This is a genomic window from Pseudoalteromonas sp. SCSIO 43201, from assembly GCF_023716725.1.
Classification (GTDB): domain Bacteria; phylum Pseudomonadota; class Gammaproteobacteria; order Enterobacterales; family Alteromonadaceae; genus Pseudoalteromonas; species Pseudoalteromonas peptidolytica.
The window spans coordinates 1,495,343-1,511,697 of record NZ_CP072683.1 but is presented as its reverse complement, the minus strand read 5'-3'; the positions used below and the strand labels follow the sequence as shown (position 1 = coordinate 1,511,697).

At 43.8% G+C, this 16,355-nt stretch carries 15 protein-coding genes; 3 read left to right on the top strand and 12 right to left on the bottom strand.

Annotated elements, in window-relative coordinates; translation table 11 throughout:
* Positions 1-42: 42 nt before the first annotated feature.
* The 9 genes from mltG to yceD form a co-directional block, all read right to left on the bottom strand.
* Positions 43-1,026, bottom strand: coding sequence for an endolytic transglycosylase MltG (mltG, locus tag J8Z24_RS06490; protein WP_176031838.1), 984 nt, complete (start codon positions 1,024-1,026; stop codon positions 43-45).
* Entirely contained in the window at positions 1,026-1,805 is a 780-nt protein-coding gene (gene pabC, locus J8Z24_RS06485) for an aminodeoxychorismate lyase (protein ID WP_252095485.1), read from the bottom strand. The genes mltG and pabC overlap by 1 nt, the downstream gene beginning before the upstream one ends.
* Before the next feature lie 103 nt (positions 1,806-1,908).
* Positions 1,909-3,147, bottom strand: coding sequence for a beta-ketoacyl-ACP synthase II (gene fabF, locus J8Z24_RS06480; RefSeq protein WP_176031839.1), 1,239 nt, complete (start codon positions 3,145-3,147; stop codon positions 1,909-1,911).
* A gap of 85 nt (positions 3,148-3,232) precedes the next feature.
* Positions 3,233-3,469: an acyl carrier protein gene (gene acpP / locus J8Z24_RS06475; RefSeq protein ID WP_010374019.1), complete on the bottom strand. Its 237-nt coding sequence runs from the start codon at positions 3,467-3,469 to the stop codon at positions 3,233-3,235.
* Between the two features lie 216 nt (positions 3,470-3,685).
* On the bottom strand, positions 3,686-4,432 hold the full coding sequence (gene fabG / locus J8Z24_RS06470) for a 3-oxoacyl-ACP reductase FabG (protein ID WP_128731017.1): 747 nt from the start codon (positions 4,430-4,432) through the stop codon (positions 3,686-3,688).
* A gap of 13 nt (positions 4,433-4,445) precedes the next feature.
* Positions 4,446-5,372 carry an ACP S-malonyltransferase gene (gene fabD / locus J8Z24_RS06465; RefSeq protein WP_128731018.1) on the bottom strand — a complete coding sequence of 309 codons (927 nt, stop codon included), beginning with the start codon at positions 5,370-5,372 and terminating at the stop codon, positions 4,446-4,448.
* A 53-nt stretch (positions 5,373-5,425) separates the two neighbouring features.
* The gene (gene plsX / locus J8Z24_RS06460) at positions 5,426-6,472 is read right to left on the bottom strand and encodes a phosphate acyltransferase PlsX (protein WP_125253010.1); all 1,047 of its coding nucleotides are present in this window, start codon (positions 6,470-6,472) and stop codon (positions 5,426-5,428) included.
* 11 nt (positions 6,473-6,483) lie between these two features.
* Entirely contained in the window at positions 6,484-6,654 is a 171-nt protein-coding gene (rpmF, locus tag J8Z24_RS06455) for a 50S ribosomal protein L32 (protein WP_070985127.1), read from the bottom strand.
* Between the two features lie 10 nt (positions 6,655-6,664).
* The gene (yceD, locus tag J8Z24_RS06450; protein ID WP_125253884.1) at positions 6,665-7,189 is read right to left on the bottom strand and encodes a 23S rRNA accumulation protein YceD; all 525 of its coding nucleotides are present in this window, start codon (positions 7,187-7,189) and stop codon (positions 6,665-6,667) included.
* 119 nt (positions 7,190-7,308) lie between these two features.
* Between yceD and J8Z24_RS06445 the strand changes: the two genes are divergently transcribed.
* Positions 7,309-7,908 (top strand): Maf family protein, encoded by a 600-nt coding sequence (locus J8Z24_RS06445; RefSeq protein WP_252095484.1) that lies wholly within the window; start codon positions 7,309-7,311, stop codon positions 7,906-7,908.
* Here the strand turns inward: J8Z24_RS06445 and J8Z24_RS06440 are convergent.
* Both J8Z24_RS06440 and rluC read right to left on the bottom strand, forming a co-directional pair.
* Positions 7,897-8,541 (bottom strand): HAD family hydrolase, encoded by a 645-nt coding sequence (locus J8Z24_RS06440; protein ID WP_147389586.1) that lies wholly within the window; start codon positions 8,539-8,541, stop codon positions 7,897-7,899. The two genes, J8Z24_RS06445 and J8Z24_RS06440, sit on opposite strands and share 12 nt — an antisense overlap.
* A gap of 1 nt (position 8,542) precedes the next feature.
* Positions 8,543-9,493 carry a 23S rRNA pseudouridine(955/2504/2580) synthase RluC gene (gene rluC, locus J8Z24_RS06435; RefSeq protein ID WP_252095483.1) on the bottom strand — a complete coding sequence of 317 codons (951 nt, stop codon included), beginning with the start codon at positions 9,491-9,493 and terminating at the stop codon, positions 8,543-8,545.
* A 602-nt stretch (positions 9,494-10,095) separates the two neighbouring features.
* Between rluC and rne the strand changes: the two genes are divergently transcribed.
* Together rne and J8Z24_RS06425 are read left to right on the top strand one after the other, a co-directional pair.
* Positions 10,096-13,467, top strand: a complete 3,372-nt coding sequence (gene rne / locus J8Z24_RS06430; RefSeq protein ID WP_252095482.1) for a ribonuclease E — start codon at positions 10,096-10,098, stop codon at positions 13,465-13,467.
* A 291-nt stretch (positions 13,468-13,758) separates the two neighbouring features.
* A complete protein-coding gene (locus J8Z24_RS06425; protein WP_125253878.1) occupies positions 13,759-15,417 on the top strand; it encodes a SulP family inorganic anion transporter in 1,659 nt (552 codons plus the stop codon).
* On the opposite strand, the gene J8Z24_RS06420 is transcribed toward J8Z24_RS06425, so the two are convergent.
* Positions 15,404-16,279 carry a LysR substrate-binding domain-containing protein gene (locus J8Z24_RS06420; protein ID WP_125253877.1) on the bottom strand — a complete coding sequence of 292 codons (876 nt, stop codon included), beginning with the start codon at positions 16,277-16,279 and terminating at the stop codon, positions 15,404-15,406. The genes J8Z24_RS06425 and J8Z24_RS06420 overlap by 14 nt on opposite strands.
* Positions 16,280-16,355 lie beyond the last annotated feature (76 nt).

The window sequence follows — 16,355 nt, the reverse complement described above, 5'->3', positions numbered from 1 at the left end:
ACATGGAAGAGTTAGCAACAAAAAGTGCTAACTCATTATTTATTAACGGCTATTTTGCTTGTTTAAAATATAATTTTGTACCGCTTTATTGTGCTCTGCTAGTGTTTTTGAGAAATAGTGACCGCCATTTCCAGTAGCCACAAAATAAAGATAGTCCGTCTTTTGAGGATGTAATGCTGCATGTATTGAAGCTTCCGATGGCATAGCGATTGGCGTCGGTGGTAAGCCATCAATACGGTAGGTGTTGTAGGGCGTCTTTTGCCGAATATCCTTACGTTTAATATCGCCATCAAACCCCTCACCAATACCGTAAATAATGGTGGGATCAGTCTGTAGACGCATACCCTTTTTTAATCGATTGATAAATACCGATGCAACTTTCTTTCTCTCTTCGTGCAAACCAGTTTCTTTTTCAATAATTGAGGCTAAGATCAACGCTTCGTAAGGCGTTTTTAACGGCAAGTCACTCGCTCTATTTTGCCATTCATGTTGTAGTACAGCTTGCATTTTATCACGCGCTCGTTTTAGTAACCCCAAAGCAGAATCAAAACCATGATAGTAATATGTGTCGGGGTAGAGCCATCCCTCAACGGAGCCATAGTCCAGCATTAGTTGGCTGCTCAAATTATCGATGTCTTGATTTAAGTAAGGCGCATCACTAAGCTTTTTCTCAACTTCCCAGATTGGCGTGCCTTCAATAATAGTAAAGCTAAAACGATGTTGTTCACCGCGACTCACTTTAGCCACAGCCTCAAGTACCGTTAACCCTTTTAGCGCATACACTCCTGACTGTAACGCAAACAGCTTTGGTATTAATTTGCTATACAGCTGGTAAGGTAAACAATGAGACAACGCACCATTTTTCTGCCATTGGTGGCATAACTGGGTAAAGGTTTGTCCCGGCTTTATCTCTACAAACTTATCCGAAATGTTGAGCCGTTCAAATTTGACTTGATTTACTTTTTCTAAGAACCACCACGACCCCATTAAAATCGCAAATATTAGAATACACAACCACTTTTTCATTAAGAACTCATCCCTAAGATCTGTTTTTTTAGCGTCAACAAATACTCTATGTCAAAACACTGCTGCTCAAACCTTATTATCGGCACAAGCTCAATCAAGCTGTTACAGATAAATATACCATCTGCTAATTGCAAGAACTCAAGGTCTATATCAGCCACAGTAATATCAACTTGGCTTTCAAGAGATGTCAGAAATACACCTTTAATACCTGAATTTGCGAGATTTGGCGTGTACACTCGGTTGTTTTTAATTACGATAATATTTGCCGCAGACGATTCGATAACGCTGCCATTGATGTCAGTAACGATGACATCATCACATTCCAGCGTTTGCGCATCTTGTTTAATCAACACTTGCTCTAATCGATTTAACGTTTTGAGGCCTGCTAATAAAGGTTGAATCCCCAACTGAACTCGACTTAGCACGGTCTCGATACCATGTTGCTGCCATTTACTGTAACTCTCTGGAAATGGTAGCACTTGGATGCTAAAACTGGGCGTGGGTGATTGTGGAGCTTGATAGCCTCGGCCACCACATCCTCGTGTAATGAGAATTTTTAATACGGCCTTTGTTTCACCTTTTATTCGCTCATAAACCAAGCGCTCAAGTGCTTCGAGGTTCAGCTCAGGAAAATCTAAACGCTGCTGACATTGCACTAACCTCTTTACATGAAGTGGCCACAGCTCAATACGACCATTGCAGACTAAAGCTGTGGTGAAAAAACCATCACCATATGCTAACCCTCTGTCATTATTAAAAAAAAGCTGCTGATTTTCCAATTTTCGTACCCTTTCACAAAACCAAATACGCAAACATAAAAAAGCTCGGCAACGCCGAGCTTTTTTATCATAACCTTTTTTGTATTCAGTTACTAAGGTTCATCTATACCTTTTTAAAAAGCAATGAACCATTTGTACCACCGAAACCAAATGAGTTACATAATGTATATTCTAACTTTGCATCACGCGCTGTGTGAGGCACATAATCTAGATCACATCCTTCCTCTGGATTATCTAAATTAATGGTTGGCGTTACCTTCTGGTCTTGCAACGCCAGGATCGAAATAATTGACTCTACAGAGCCAGCTGCTCCTAGCAAGTGACCCATCATTGATTTAGACGAACTAACCATGACATCTTTTGCAGCCGACCCAAACACAGATTTCACCGCATGTGTTTCTGCTATATCGCCTGCTGGGGTAGATGTGCCATGCGCATTAATATAGCCAACCTGTGATGCGTTTACTCCCGCGTCATTTAGTGCATTGACCATCGCTTGAGCAGCCCCGGCACCGTCTTCTGGTGGCGACGTCATATGATAAGCATCACCACTCATGCCAAAGCCAACTAACTCAGCATAAATTTTAGCTCCACGTGCTTTAGCGTGCTCATACTCTTCAAGCACTATTACGCCAGCTCCATCGGCAAGCACAAATCCATCACGATCTTTGTCCCAAGGACGAGACGCCCCTTGAGGATCGTCATTGCGTGTAGACAATGCCCGTGCTGCACTAAAACCACCCATTCCAATTGGAGTCGATGCTTTTTCAGCTCCACCTGCAACCATCGCATCAGCATCACCGTACGCAATCATACGTGCCGCATGGCCAATATTGTGAAGACCTGTAGTACATGCTGTCACAATAGAAATATTAGGGCCTCTCAGTCCATGCATGATAGACAAGTGACCAGAAATCATATTGATGATAGTTGAAGGTACATAAAACGGAGACAGCTTACGTGGGCCACTATTTAATAGTTTCTTGTGGTTTTCTTCGATCAACGTTAGCCCGCCGATCCCCGAACCAATTGCCACACCAACTCTGGCTGCATTTTCATCGTTCACTTCAAGCCCTGAATCTTTTAGTGCTTGAACGCCGGCAGCGATGCCATACTGGATGAAGACATCCATTTTTTTAGCATCTTTAGGGGAAATATATTCAGTGACATCAAAGTCGTTCACTAAACCTGCAAACTTAGTTCCGAAACCTTCTGTGTCAAAATGCGTGATATTGCGAATGCCACTACGGCCTTCTAATAAGCCCTGCCAGGTAGATTCAACATCATTACCCAGCGGCGTCAACATACCTAAGCCAGTTACTACGACTCGACGTTTAGCCACGGTGTCCTCCAAAAAGGGATTATTATAGTAAAGGGGGGTCTAGAAAGAGTTAGGGCAGCGAGTGCTGCCCTAATAGAAAAGCTAGTTACTCAGCGTGAGCAGTAACGTAGTCGATCGCTGCTTGAACAGTAGTAATTTTCTCTGCTTCTTCATCAGGGATCTCAGTATCAAACTCTTCTTCTAGCGCCATTACAAGCTCAACTGTGTCTAGAGAGTCAGCACCTAAATCGTCAACAAAAGACGCTTCAGATTTTACTTCTTCTTCTTTAACACCTAGTTGTTCTACAATAATTTTCTTTACGCGTTCTTGGATGTCGCTCATTCTTCTTTCCTTTATTTAAACGCTACTGCGTTAATTTTCAGATTGCGGCGCAGTTTACGACGCATCATTCTGGGATTCAAGGATTGACCCGTACTTTTTTTTCTGGTCAAACCTGTTACAAAGCTTTAAATCTTTTTATCGCCTATTTTCACGACGATTTCAAGTAAGTTGTCGACAAGATCACAAAAAATTCAATTAATTTGTGATCTTAGCTCGTTAAACCATGTACATTGCACCATTGACGTGCAATGTTTCTCCAGAGACATAAGCTGCTGCGTCTGATGCTAAATAAACGACAGCTGCGGCAATTTCGTCAGGCTGCCCTAAACGACCCGCTGGAACATTTGCTAGGGTCGCTGCCTTTTGCTCATCAGTTAGCTCATCTGTCATGTCTGTTTGGATAAAACCAGGCGCTACAGTATTTACTGTAATACCGCGAGATGCAACCTCACGCGCTAATGATTTCGTAAAACCAATTACGCCGGCTTTTGCTGCAGCATAGTTGGCTTGACCTGCATTCCCCATCGTACCCACAACTGACCCGATGTTAATGATGCGGCCGTTTTTCTTCTTCATCATTGGGCGAAGTACTGCTTTTGATAAGCGGAAAATAGATGACAAGTTAGTGTCGATAATATCATCCCACTCTTGATCTTTCATTCGCATCAACAAGTTATCGCGGGTGATACCAGCATTATTTACTAATACATCAATATCGCCCAAATCTTCTTTAATTGCTGATAAAGTTGCTGCGATTGAGTCGGCATCTGTCACGTTCAGCGCATAACCTTTACCGTTATCACCTAAGTATTCAGAGATGCGCTCGGCACCAGACTCGCTAGTTGCGGTACCTGCAACTTTTGCGCCTTGGGCAATCAAAGCATTAGCGATTGCTTTACCAATACCTCGGCTTGCACCTGTAACCAGTACTACCTTACCTTCTAAAGAAAATAAATTACTCATAATGTTCTCGTTCTTATTTTGTGGCTTCAATTGAGGCCAAATCATTTACCGATGCGCACGATACTGAACGATCTATACGCTTCACTAAGCCTGTGATCACTTTGCCTGGGCCAAACTCAAATGCCGTAGTAATACCCTCTTTAGCAACTTTTTGAACCGTCTCAGTCCATCTCACCGGACTATAAAGCTGGCGGATCAGCGCCTCTTTTATCGCTGCTGCATCTTTTTCGACTGTAACATCGACGTTGTTGATCACAGCAAATTTAGGTTCAGAGAATGTTAGCGACGCTAAGTCTTTTGCTAATTTATCAGCAGCCGGTTTCATTAATGCACAATGAGATGGTACGCTGACTGCAAGCGGTAACGCTCGTTTGGCTCCGGCTTCTTTACATGCTTCAGATGCGCGATTAACTGCTTCAACGTGACCCGCAATAACTACTTGCCCTGGGGAGTTATAGTTTACCGGTGAAACAACGTCACCCAGTGCAGATTCAACACAAACTTGAGCAATCACGTCATCATCCAAACCAATAATTGCAGCCATAGAACCAGTACCTGCTGGAACAGCTTCCTGCATGTATAAACCACGCTTTTCCACTAATTTTACGGCATCAGTAAGAGGTAAAACATCTGCACACACTAACGCAGAATATTCACCTAAACTATGGCCAGCTAGTGTTAACTCAGCGTCAATACCTTGGTCTTGCCAAGCTCTAAAAATAGCAACGCTTGCAGTTAATAACGCAGGCTGAGTACGGTGAGTTTGATTTAATTCTTCCTCAGGGCCGTTTAATACTAACTCAGCTAAATCATAGCCTAGTGCTTCTGAGGCCTCAGCGAAGGTTGCTTTAACTGTGTCAGAAGATGTAAGTAACTCGGACAACATACCCACGCTTTGCGAGCCTTGGCCGGGGAAAAATAATGCGATTTTTTGTGACATACTGTGCTCTTATCTTCTCTATTATCGCCACGTCCTCATGTCACTGCATAGCGTTAAGAATGAGAACCTGACGGTTGCTTTTCTGTGTCGACTTGTTCAAATACCGCTTGGATCTTCTCAGGGATCTTACGCTGAACTTCTTGTGCAGCTTCTTCAATTGCGGCCAAAAATGCCTTATTGGTAGCATTTCCGTGACTTTTCACAACAATACCGCGCAATCCTACCAGACTTGCACCGTTATACTGGTCGGGGTTCACCCTTTTGTACAATTTTTTTATAACGGGTCGGAGTAAAAATGCCAACGCTTTATAAAAAAAGTGCTTTTTTAACGCTTTACTAAACTTGTGCATAATAAGTTTGGCTATGCCTTCACATGTTTTTAGCGCGACATTGCCCACAAAGCCCTCACAGACAATCACATCAGCCTTGCCTGAAAACATATCACTACCTTCACAATAGCCTTGGTAGTTAATAACAGAAGAGGATTTCATTAATTTTGCAGCTTGCTTAATACCATCGTGACCTTTAATTTCCTCAGAGCCAATATTAAGTAAGCATACTTTTGGTTCTGCAATATTGAGTGCCTGGCCTGCCACCACTGATCCCATAATGCCAAATTGATACAAGGTCTCTGGATCGCAATGCACATTTGCCCCCAAGTCTAATAAGTAGACAGGGTGTTTTTTTTCAGTAGGAACTGCAGAGATAAGTGCTGGACGCTTTATACCTGGTAGCATTTTCAAAACATAGTGCGCCATAAAAAACAATGCACCTGTATTACCAGAACTGACACAAGCTTGTGCTTCACCAGATTTAACTAAATCTAATGCTACTCTCATGGAGGAATGTTTTTTATTTCGAAGTGCCGAAGCAGGTTCACAGCTATTTGTGACGACTTCTTTACAGTGCCTAATGGTCAACCTGGGGTGGTCAAGCATACTAGCTTTAGCGAGTGCAGATTCGATAACCTGTTGATTACCGCATAAAATGAGGTTTAAATTCGGGTGCTTAAGAACGGCAGCGATAGCTGCAGGGATAGATGAACGGGGGCCGTAATCGCCCCCCATCATATCTAACGCAATGGTTAGATCGGTCAGCATAAAGCAATCTCTTAGTTAGAAATTACTTTAACGCCTTTGTAGTAACCGTCAGCAGTCACGTGGTGACGACGATGAGTCTCGCCAGAAACCTGATCTACAGTTAGAGCTGGTCCACTGATCGCATCGTGTGAACGACGCATACCACGACGTGCGCGTGACTTCTTGCTTTTTTGTACCGCCATTAGCCTTCTCCTAAGAATCTTTCTTAAGTTGTTTCAAAATATCAAATGGATTTGGTTTGCTATCTTCTGCTTCAATTTCACCAAAGCTCTTTGGCTCATCAGAATAAGAGCATTGCGCTTCATCATGCATAGGTACTATCGGTATAGCGAGTAATAGCTCGTCTTCGACTAGTTGTCTAAGATTAACTTCACCCTCTTCGTCAAGTTCCAATACATCATAACGCTCGGGAAGATCATCCGACTCTGCACCTAATCCGACTGGCGAATACGCAAAGTCTTGTTCCAAATCCAACCCTAATTCATCATTACAACGCTGACACACAAGTGTAAGATGCGCTTGGACTTTGCCTTGCACAACCACCAGACCTTGTTCGTCGATGTTGAAATGAATATCTACCGCTATTTCACTACTTTGATCTTGCACAACTTGCTGCAATCGAGAAAGTTCTTCGAGCGTTACAACACCGTCATAAGATGCTCGACGTTGCGCTGCTCTGCATGGATCAAGAGTGATGGGAATTTTCACCTTTTGCATAGGGGCTGCATCATATAGATAGTTACTGTGTTAGTCAAAGTAAAAATACACTTTCCCTTTGTTTTTCGCGTTATTGCACTTTATCCTGTAGGCAATGTTATCACAGAGATAAAAATTCCATGAAAACGCCTCTTATTCTAGCTTCTAGTTCGCCATTTAGGCAGTCAATTTTGAAAAAATTAATGCTGCCTTTTATGTCATTTTCTCCAGATATAGACGAGCGCGCGCGCGAAGATGAATCGGCAGAGCAACTAGTTGCTCGACTGAGTGAATTAAAAGCCCAAGCATCTATTAAAAAGTATCAAAAAGGTATTGTCATTGGTTCGGACCAAGTTGCACTCTTTGACGGTGAGATCCTTGGAAAACCTTATAACAAGGAAAACGCGGTGAAGCAACTAAGCTTGTTTAGCAATAATCGCGTAACGTTTTTGACCGGTTTGACGGTTTTTGACATTCAAAGCGGTAAAACACTTACTAACGTAGTGCCATTTCACGTTTATTTTCGAAAACTGACTCAAATGCAGATCAACAACTACTGTGATGCAGAAGCCCCCTATAACTGTGCAGGAAGTTTTAAAAGTGAAGGCCTAGGGATCTGCCTGTTTGACAAGCTAGAAGGGGAAGATCCAAATACGCTTATCGGTCTTCCACTCATTCAATTAACTAAAATGCTATTGGAGTTTGGCGTCGATGTGTTAGCTGAACAATCAAGCCAGTAATATTTGCGAGAGGTCTTGGTAGTTATCACAAATATGGCACGCTGATGTTTGCGATAACTGCTCTTTGGAAGCCACGCCCAGAGTCATTCCAATCGCATCAATACCGGCGTTTTTGGCAAGTTCCATATCAATGATTGAATCTCCAATCATAACGCTCTGTTGGGCGTCGACCCCGAGCTCTGCTAAAATTTGCAGCAACATATCAGGATGGGGTTTAGATTCAGCCTCGCATGCAGTCCTTGTTGTAACAAAATACTCAGTTAGGCCATATTGCGCCATCAACCTATCCAGCCCCGTCCTGCTTTTCCCTGTGGCCACCGCGATTTTCACACCTCTATCTCGAAGCTGGTTTAATAATGACTCAACTCCAGCAAAAATAGGTGACGGCGTCTCATCTTCATTTGAATAACTATATTTATACGCTTGGACTAATGAATCTACCTGTTCATGATGCTGAGGAAATAGTACCTGCATGGCCTTAGGTAGCGACAAACCAATAATACTTTTTGCCATTTCATCGCTCACGGGCGCAATACCACATGATTTTGCCGCCAAATGAATTGTATTGACAATTTTTGGTACTGAGTCCATCACCGTACCATCCCAATCAAAAATTACACACTTATAGCGCATGCTATTTCCTTAGTTTTTGTAAACATGACTCCAGTGCAGCATCCAAAGGCGCTTCAACATGATGCGTGGTTTCTGTTTTAGGGTGTATAAACCTAAGCTCTTTGGCATGTAAAAATAGTCGGCTCAAACCAATATCGCGCATCTGTGGATCAAACACTTGATCACCGTACTTATCATCACATGCAATTGGATGGCCTTTACACTGTGTATGGACGCGAATTTGATGCGTTCTACCTGTCACAGGAGAGGCTTGAACTAAGCTTGCTGATTCAAACCGTTCTATAACTCTAAATCGTGTATGTGATGCCTTGCCCTGCTCGTGATCAACGCGCACCACACGCTCACCTGATTTTAGGGTGTTTTTACGAAGTGGCTCAGTCACGTTTTTATGCTTTGCATCCCATTGCCCAGCAACTAATGCCAAGTAATTCTTCTCCATGGTTTTTTCTCTTAATTGCTCATGGAGACCTTTTAGTACCGCGCGACGTTTGGAAATCAACAAACAACCTGATGTATCTCTATCCAAGCGATGAACCAGTTCTAAGCTTTGTTCTTGTGGTCTTAATGCTCGAAGTGCTTCAATTAAGCCATAACTCAGTCCACTACCACCATGCACAGCCATACCGGCTGGCTTATTTATAACAATCAGATACTTATCTTCATATAGAATCGCATCTTCAAGGTTTGCCACTTTATCAAGATTCTTAGGTACAAATTCTGTTTTTTCTGCAACACGTACAGGTGGGATGCGGATCTCATCGTTCATCCGCAGCTTATAAACCGGCTTTACCCGCTTTTTATTAACACGCACTTCCCCTTTGCGAAGGATCTTGTATACGGCGCTCTTTGGCACCCCTTTCAAATGCGTAACTAAAAAGTTATCAATCCTTTGACCTTCTTGGTCTTCGGTCACGGTAACAAAGCTAACTTTTAATGCGGGTTTTTCTGACATTGCCTAATCACTGATTTGAGTAATAATTTAGTTGCTATCTCGACGTTATTAGTGGGATAATCAGCCCGCAAATTTTTGCGAGGTGCTTTTTATCGCAAAAACAATCGTGATGCACATCTTGGATGGCAGATCATACAGATTAGAGCTAATATTTCCAAAGCTTTTATCGAGCATCTAAGATAAACACGTGCGAACAGTCAATGCGAAGCGCGTAATATTTCGTTTAATGACTGGACACGAAAAAAACCAAAAAGCAAGAAATTAAAATTTGTCTGATACGCTGACCACCGTTGCAATAATACCCGTGCATAGCAGGCCGCAACTCGTGAATGTCGCAAAGTAATTGAGTCAAAAGATGGCGATGACCAAACTTGTCAAACCAAGTATGACTAGCCCGTGCATGACCACTTAGCGACACCAATAAATGTGAAGAAGCGAACAGTTAATCAGTGATTTTACCCTGATTTAAAGCGGAAACTGTGAATATACTCCTTTTCCCCAGTCGTGAGACTGCATCATTAAACCGGAGTATCCAAGGCGTAACATGCTGTCGCTGGAAAACGTATTAGGCGCTGTAAATAAATTGAGTAGAGAATTACAATATGAAACGTATGCTGATCAATGCAACGCAGCAAGAAGAAATGCGCGTAGCACTGGTTGACGGCCAGCGTCTGTATGATTTAGATATAGAAAGCCCTGGTCACGAACAGAAAAAAGCGAACATTTACAAGGGTAAAATTACCCGTATCGAACCTTCCCTAGAAGCCGCATTTGTTGATTATGGCGCTGAGCGTCACGGATTCCTCCCTTTAAAAGAAATTGCGAAAACTTACTTCCCTGACGGTTACACATTCAATGGTCGTCCAAATATCAAAGATGTGATCCGCGAAGGCCAAGAAGTTATCGTTCAAGTTGATAAAGAAGAGCGTGGCCAAAAAGGTGCAGCCTTAACCACCTTTATCAGCGTAGCTGGTAGCTACTTGGTGCTAATGCCAAATAACCCAAGAGCCGGCGGTATTTCACGTCGTATAGAGGGTGATGAACGTATCGAGCTAAAAGAAGCCTTGAGCCGATTGAACGTACCAAAAGGTATGGGACTAATTGTTCGTACCGCAGGGGTTGGAAAGTCGTTTGAAGAACTAGAATACGACTTGAAAGCGCTTTTAGTGCACTGGGAAGCTATTCAGAATGCAGCAGACAGCGGTAAGGCACCTTTCTTAATTCACCAAGAAAGTAACGTGATCTTCCGTGCAATCCGAGACTATCTACGTCGCGATATCGGTGAAATTCTAATTGACAAGCCTCGCGTTTTTGAGGAAGCAAAAGCCCACATAGAGCGTTTTCGTCCTGACTTTATCAATCGTGTGAAGCTATATCAAAACGATGTGCCTCTATTTACGCACTATCAAATTGAGAGTCAAATTGAGTCAGCTTTCCAGCGAGAGGTACGTTTACCTTCTGGTGGCTCAATTGTGATAGACCCTACCGAAGCACTAACTTCTATCGACATCAACTCGTCAAAAGCGACGAAAGGTGGCGACATTGAAGAAACGGCACTGAACACCAACTTAGAAGCCGCTGATGAAATTGCTCGTCAATTACGCTTGCGAGATCTTGGTGGCTTAATTGTTATCGATTTCATCGACATGACGCCTCCACGCCATCAGCGTGAAGTAGAAAATCGTTTGAAAGAAGCGGTGCGCACGGATCGCGCTCGCGTGCAAATAGGCAAGATTTCTCGTTTTGGTCTGTTAGAAATGTCACGCCAGCGTTTACGTCCATCACTTGGTGAAGCGAGCCAACACACTTGCCCTCGCTGTGATGGTCAAGGTACTATTCGCTCAAACGAATCGATTGCTCTATCTATCCTGCGTCTTATTGAGGAAGAAGCAATCAAAGACAACACAGCACAGGTAAATGCACAAGTGCCTGTTGCTGTTGGTGCGTATCTGCTAAATGAAAAGCGCCGCTCTGTCCAACGCATCGAAAAGCGCCACGAGTGTCATGTTGTTATTATTCCAAATCAGCACATGGAAACACCTCACTATGAAGTAGTTCGACTTCGTAAAGATGAAACGACCGAAGCTGCAAGCTACGAGCAGATCATTACGCCCGAGCCTGAGGTTATTGAAGTTGCAAAACCACAGGCAAACGTAAAAGAAGAGCCTGTACTCAAAGGTGTTGTGATGCCTGATGCACCGGCTCCAGCTCCAACTCAAGCTGAAAAACCACAAGCACGCAAGCCTGAAGCCAAACCTACTCAGGACAGCGCCGGTTTGTTCGCAAAGATTGGCCAGTGGATTAAAAATCTCTTTGCTGGTGACAGCCAAGAAGAAACAAAGCCAAGTGAAGAAAAGCCAGCTCGTGACACGAACAATCGCGATAATCGTCGTCGTAATAATAACCGTCGTCGCAACAATAATCGTCGTCGTAATGAACCGCAGAAAGAAACTGCTGTTGAAGCGAAAGATGAAAACACCAGCAACGAGCAACGAGGTGATAATCGTAAGCGCCGTCGCCCTAATAACAGAAAGCGTCAAGATCAAGACAAGACCAACCGTTCAAGTAAGTCAGCCGTTGATGAATCGGTAAATGAAACAGCGAACACTGAAACACAGGTCAAAGAAGCGAAAGTTAAACCTCGTAGACAAAGACGTAATCTGCGTAAGAAAGTGCGTGTACAGGATACAAACGCAGAGCAGAGCAATGTAGCAGAGCCAACTCCAACTGAAGAAGTAAAAGTTGAAGTCAAGCCATTGGAACAGCCTGAAAAAGCAGTATCTGAGCAAAAGCCTGAGCCGAAGCAGAGACACAAAAAGTCCAAGCCTACGGTACAAAAAACAGAAAAACATGAAGCTGTCGTGAGCGAAAGCGCTACGCCTGAAAAATACGAGACTGCCAAAGAGACACAGCCAGAAATTGATACCACAGTTTCTGCTGACGAAGTTATCAAGGTAAATGACACAGAGGCGCCAACACCGCAACTTGCTGAAGAAAATGATGATGAGAACAAAGAAGGTCGTACACGTTCTAGACGTTCACCTCGTCATTTGAGAGCAGCAGGCCAACGTCGCCGCCGTCCTGATACACCAGAAAAAGGTCAGTCAGCAGCTTTCATCCCAGTTGCCGATCAAGCCGCCGCTGAATATGAGGCTGAGCTAAAAGCGAAGTCAGTTGAAGAAGTGGTACCGCAAGCAGAAGCAGCGCCTGAAACCGCTGAAGAAGTTGCACCGCAAACTGAAGCAGCGCCTGAAACCGCTGAAGAAGTGACACCGCAAACTGAAGCAGCGCCTGAAACCGCTGAAGAAGTGACACCGCAAACTGAAGCAGCGCCTGAAACCGCTGAAGAAGTGGCACCACAAGCAGAAGCAGCACCTGAAACCGCTGAAAAAGTGGCACCGCAAACTGAAGCAGCACCTGAAACCGCTGAAGAAGTGACACCGCAAGCAAAAACAGCGCCTGAAACCGCTGAAGAAGTGACACCGCAAGCAAAAGCAGCGCCTGAAACCGCTGAAGAAGTTGCACCGCAAACTGAAGCTGCAGCGCCTGAAACCGCTCAGGAAGTTACACCGCAAACTGAAGCTGCAGCGCCTGAAACCGCTGAGGAAGTTGCACCGCAAACTGAAGCTGCTGCGCCTGAAACCGCTGAGGAAGTTGCACCGCAGGTGGAAGCAGCATCTGAAACGGTTGAAGAAGTTGCACCACAAGCAGAAATAGCATCTGAAACGGTTAAAGAAACCCCACCGCATAATGCGAATGGTGATACGACCTATAGCCGTATTCGCTTTAACCAAACCGCCGCAGCGCCAATGACCAAGGCTCAAGGTGTTAATGACGACGTCATTGCACAGATACCACCGGCAATGCCACATGAGCTTCGTGAAGTAGTTGCAAATAGTGGCCTAGGTGTTGGCTCCAAGTCACCGATGGGTAAAGCGAGTGCCGAAATGGCCTCGCCAGCTCAGGTTGATTAAGTAAAAAATAAAAAGCCAGTCTATGTAGACTGGCTTTTTTGTATCTAATACCAATTATCTTAATTAAGTGGTCTATTTTGAGGCGAGAAGGCAAAAATTTTTATTTAGTTGTTCTGAATAAGAAGTTTTTAACGCAGTTAGTGTCAGGTTTACTCCTTCAAATTGAGCTCGTATTAAGACTGATTGGTATAATGCTACTGAACATGGAAATGGTAGTACCAGTCCTTCATAGCACTGCATATCATTTATCAGTAGAATGCCGTCAATTCTTTGATCGTTATAGTCAAAAGTATGATCACATTTAAGAGATTTAAACACGCATCTTTCAAAGGTGACCTATTCGGTGGTGTTACCACCGCTATTATATCTTTACCTCTGGCACTTGCCTTTGGGGTAGCCTCCGGTGCTGGTGCAGAAGCCGGCATGTGGGGCGCTATTCTTGTTGGGTTATTTGCCGCATTATTTGGAGGCTCAACTTCACTAATTTCTGAGCCTACCGGTCCTATGACCGTCATTATGACAGCGGTACTGACCGCGATGATGAGCAAGTACCCAGAAAATGGCCTTGCGATGGGCTTCACTGTGGTGATGATGGCCGGTGCCTTCCAAGTACTACTTGGCACACTAAAGCTAGGTAAATACGTTACGCTAATGCCATACAGTGTGATCTCAGGTTTCATGTCTGGGATTGGCGTTATTCTCATTATCCTCCAGCTCGCCCCGTTACTTGGCCACCAAGCTCCGGCAGGTGGCGTAATCGGCACCTTATCAAATATCCCAAATTTATTGATGGATCTGCATTTCTCTGAGCTATTTTTGGGTGTCATTACTCTGGCTATTTTATTCAAAATGCCAAGCAAGTGGCGACAGTATGTCCCAGCTCAATTGGTTGCCCTAGTAGCGGTAACACTGCTCTCTGTCATTATCTTTGATACCGATAGTATCCGCCGGATTGGTGAAATACCAAGTGGGCTACCTAGCCTTGTATTTCCTGTTTTAACACCTGAATTATTCGTTGAAATGCTTATCGATGCGCTGGTGCTTGGCACCTTAGGCTGTATTGACACTCTGCTTACGGCTGTGATTGCCGATAGTTTGACAAGAACAGAACATGACTCAGATAAAGAACTGAGAGGCCAAGGTATAGCTAACATTATTGCCGGTTTATTTGGCGCACTTCCTGGTGCAGGCGCAACAATGGGAACCGTCGTTAATATTCAGGTTGGGGCTCGCTCTCCAATAGCAGGCATATTTCGAGCGCTCATTTTAATGGCCGTGGTATTTATCGCAGGCGGGTTAACAGAGCCTATCCCGATGGCTGTACTTGCGGGTATTGCTGTGTATGTTGGCTTTAACATTCTTGATTGGAGCTTTATACAGCGCGCTCATAAGCTGAGTATGAGTCAAATGGCAATTATGTATGGTGTAATGCTACTGACTGTGTTTGTAGACCTTATCGTTGCTGTAGGGCTTGGTGTTTTTATTTCTAACGTTATGGTAATTGAGCGCTTGAGTCGCGTGCAGGCAAACCACGTGAAAGCAATAAGCGATAGTGATAGTGATGAAGACGTACCTCTGACGAAAAAAGAAAGTGAGTTATTGGATCAAGCCAACGGTAAACTACTGTTCTTTTATCTATCTGGACCAATGATTTTCAGTGTTTCAAAAGCAATCGCAAGACAACACCGTAAAATAAGTGAGTACAATGCAATGGTGTTAGATTTAAGCGACGTTGCTATGATAGATGTCACCGTCGGCTTGGCTATTGAGAATGCGATTACAGACGCATTAGACGCACAGTGCCGAGTCTTTATTTACTCTCCAAACACCGAAACTACTGACAAGCTAAAACGTTTGAATATTCATGAGCGTTTAGGGGACAGTGCGTTTTGTGCTAGCCGCGAAATCGCATTGAGCCAAGCGATAGAAACAATGGCTACGGCTGACTAAAGCATTCGCTTAGATGGTCTAATAACAAACGTAAACTAGTTGCTACAAATTGTCTGGGCGGATATAACGCCCAGACTCCCTCTTCCTCGGGCTTAAAATTGGTCAAGACTTCTGTCAACTCGCCTTTATCGAGCGCTGGTTTAACGTAATAGTGTGGTAGTTGCACTAAACCCAACCCCTGCTTTGCAGCTTCCACCAGTCCCCAGCCACTATTACAACGAAGCGAACCACCGACTTTAATCTGCCTAGTCCTGCCATGCTCAACAAAACGCCACTCACTACTATTACCAATTAAGCAGTTGTGATCCAAAAGCTCATCCAAGGTGTGCGGCTGACCCCGTTGATTCAAATAGCTGTTTGCACCACACACCATGGTACTACGTGTCGTTAAGCGTTTTGCTCTTAGCGAAGAATCCTGTAATTTCCCAAGTCGAATCGCCAAATCAAATCCCTTATCAAGTAAGTCGACTTGGTTATTGGTAAGGTGCATTTCTACTTCCACTTTGGGATATAAACGCATAAATTCAACTACTGCTGGCATAACATAAGACTCACCATACATAACTGGTGCAGTGAGCTTTAACTTTCCCGTCGGCTGTCTGTCACGCTGTCTTATCGCCGCTGTCGCATCATCTAATCCATGCTGTAAATGTTTTGCATGAGATAGAAAAACCTCTCCTTCTTGGGTCAAGGCAAGCTTTCTTGTGGTACGCATTAATAGCTGTACGTTTAATCTTTGCTCAAGCATTTTTACGCGACGACTCACCTGCGCGACTGACGTATTCAGCTGTATTGCCGCTGCACTGAATGAGCCATAACTTGCTACGGCAACAAATTCATCAATACCAACCCACCTATCCATTATTACACTCACGTAAAAGTCTTTATTATTTTTATAGATTATCAAAAATTATAAAGCCGTTATACTTTTCATCATG

What these genes read in the sequence shown, in the direction of transcription:
- mltG (WP_176031838.1), bottom strand. Translation starts at nt 1,026, where the DNA reads ATGAAAAAGTGGTTGTGTATTCTAATATTTGCGATTTTAATGGGGTCG.
- acpP (WP_010374019.1), bottom strand. Translation starts at nt 3,469, where the DNA reads ATGAGCGACATCCAAGAACGCGTAAAGAAAATTATTGTAGAACAACTA.
- fabG (WP_128731017.1), bottom strand. Translation starts at nt 4,432, where the DNA reads ATGAGTAATTTATTTTCTTTAGAAGGTAAGGTAGTACTGGTTACAGGT.
- fabD (WP_128731018.1), bottom strand. Translation starts at nt 5,372, where the DNA reads ATGTCACAAAAAATCGCATTATTTTTCCCCGGCCAAGGCTCGCAAAGC.
- plsX (WP_125253010.1), bottom strand. Translation starts at nt 6,472, where the DNA reads ATGCTGACCGATCTAACCATTGCGTTAGATATGATGGGGGGCGATTAC.
- rpmF (WP_070985127.1), bottom strand. Translation starts at nt 6,654, where the DNA reads ATGGCGGTACAAAAAAGCAAGAAGTCACGCGCACGTCGTGGTATGCGT.
- yceD (WP_125253884.1), bottom strand. Translation starts at nt 7,189, where the DNA reads ATGCAAAAGGTGAAAATTCCCATCACTCTTGATCCATGCAGAGCAGCG.
- J8Z24_RS06445 (WP_252095484.1), top strand. Translation starts at nt 7,309, where the DNA reads ATGAAAACGCCTCTTATTCTAGCTTCTAGTTCGCCATTTAGGCAGTCA.
- J8Z24_RS06440 (WP_147389586.1), bottom strand. Translation starts at nt 8,541, where the DNA reads ATGCGCTATAAGTGTGTAATTTTTGATTGGGATGGTACGGTGATGGAC.
- rluC (WP_252095483.1), bottom strand. Translation starts at nt 9,493, where the DNA reads ATGTCAGAAAAACCCGCATTAAAAGTTAGCTTTGTTACCGTGACCGAA.
- rne (WP_252095482.1), top strand. Translation starts at nt 10,096, where the DNA reads ATGAAACGTATGCTGATCAATGCAACGCAGCAAGAAGAAATGCGCGTA.
- J8Z24_RS06425 (WP_125253878.1), top strand. Translation starts at nt 13,759, where the DNA reads ATGATCACATTTAAGAGATTTAAACACGCATCTTTCAAAGGTGACCTA.
- J8Z24_RS06420 (WP_125253877.1), bottom strand. Translation starts at nt 16,279, where the DNA reads ATGGATAGGTGGGTTGGTATTGATGAATTTGTTGCCGTAGCAAGTTAT.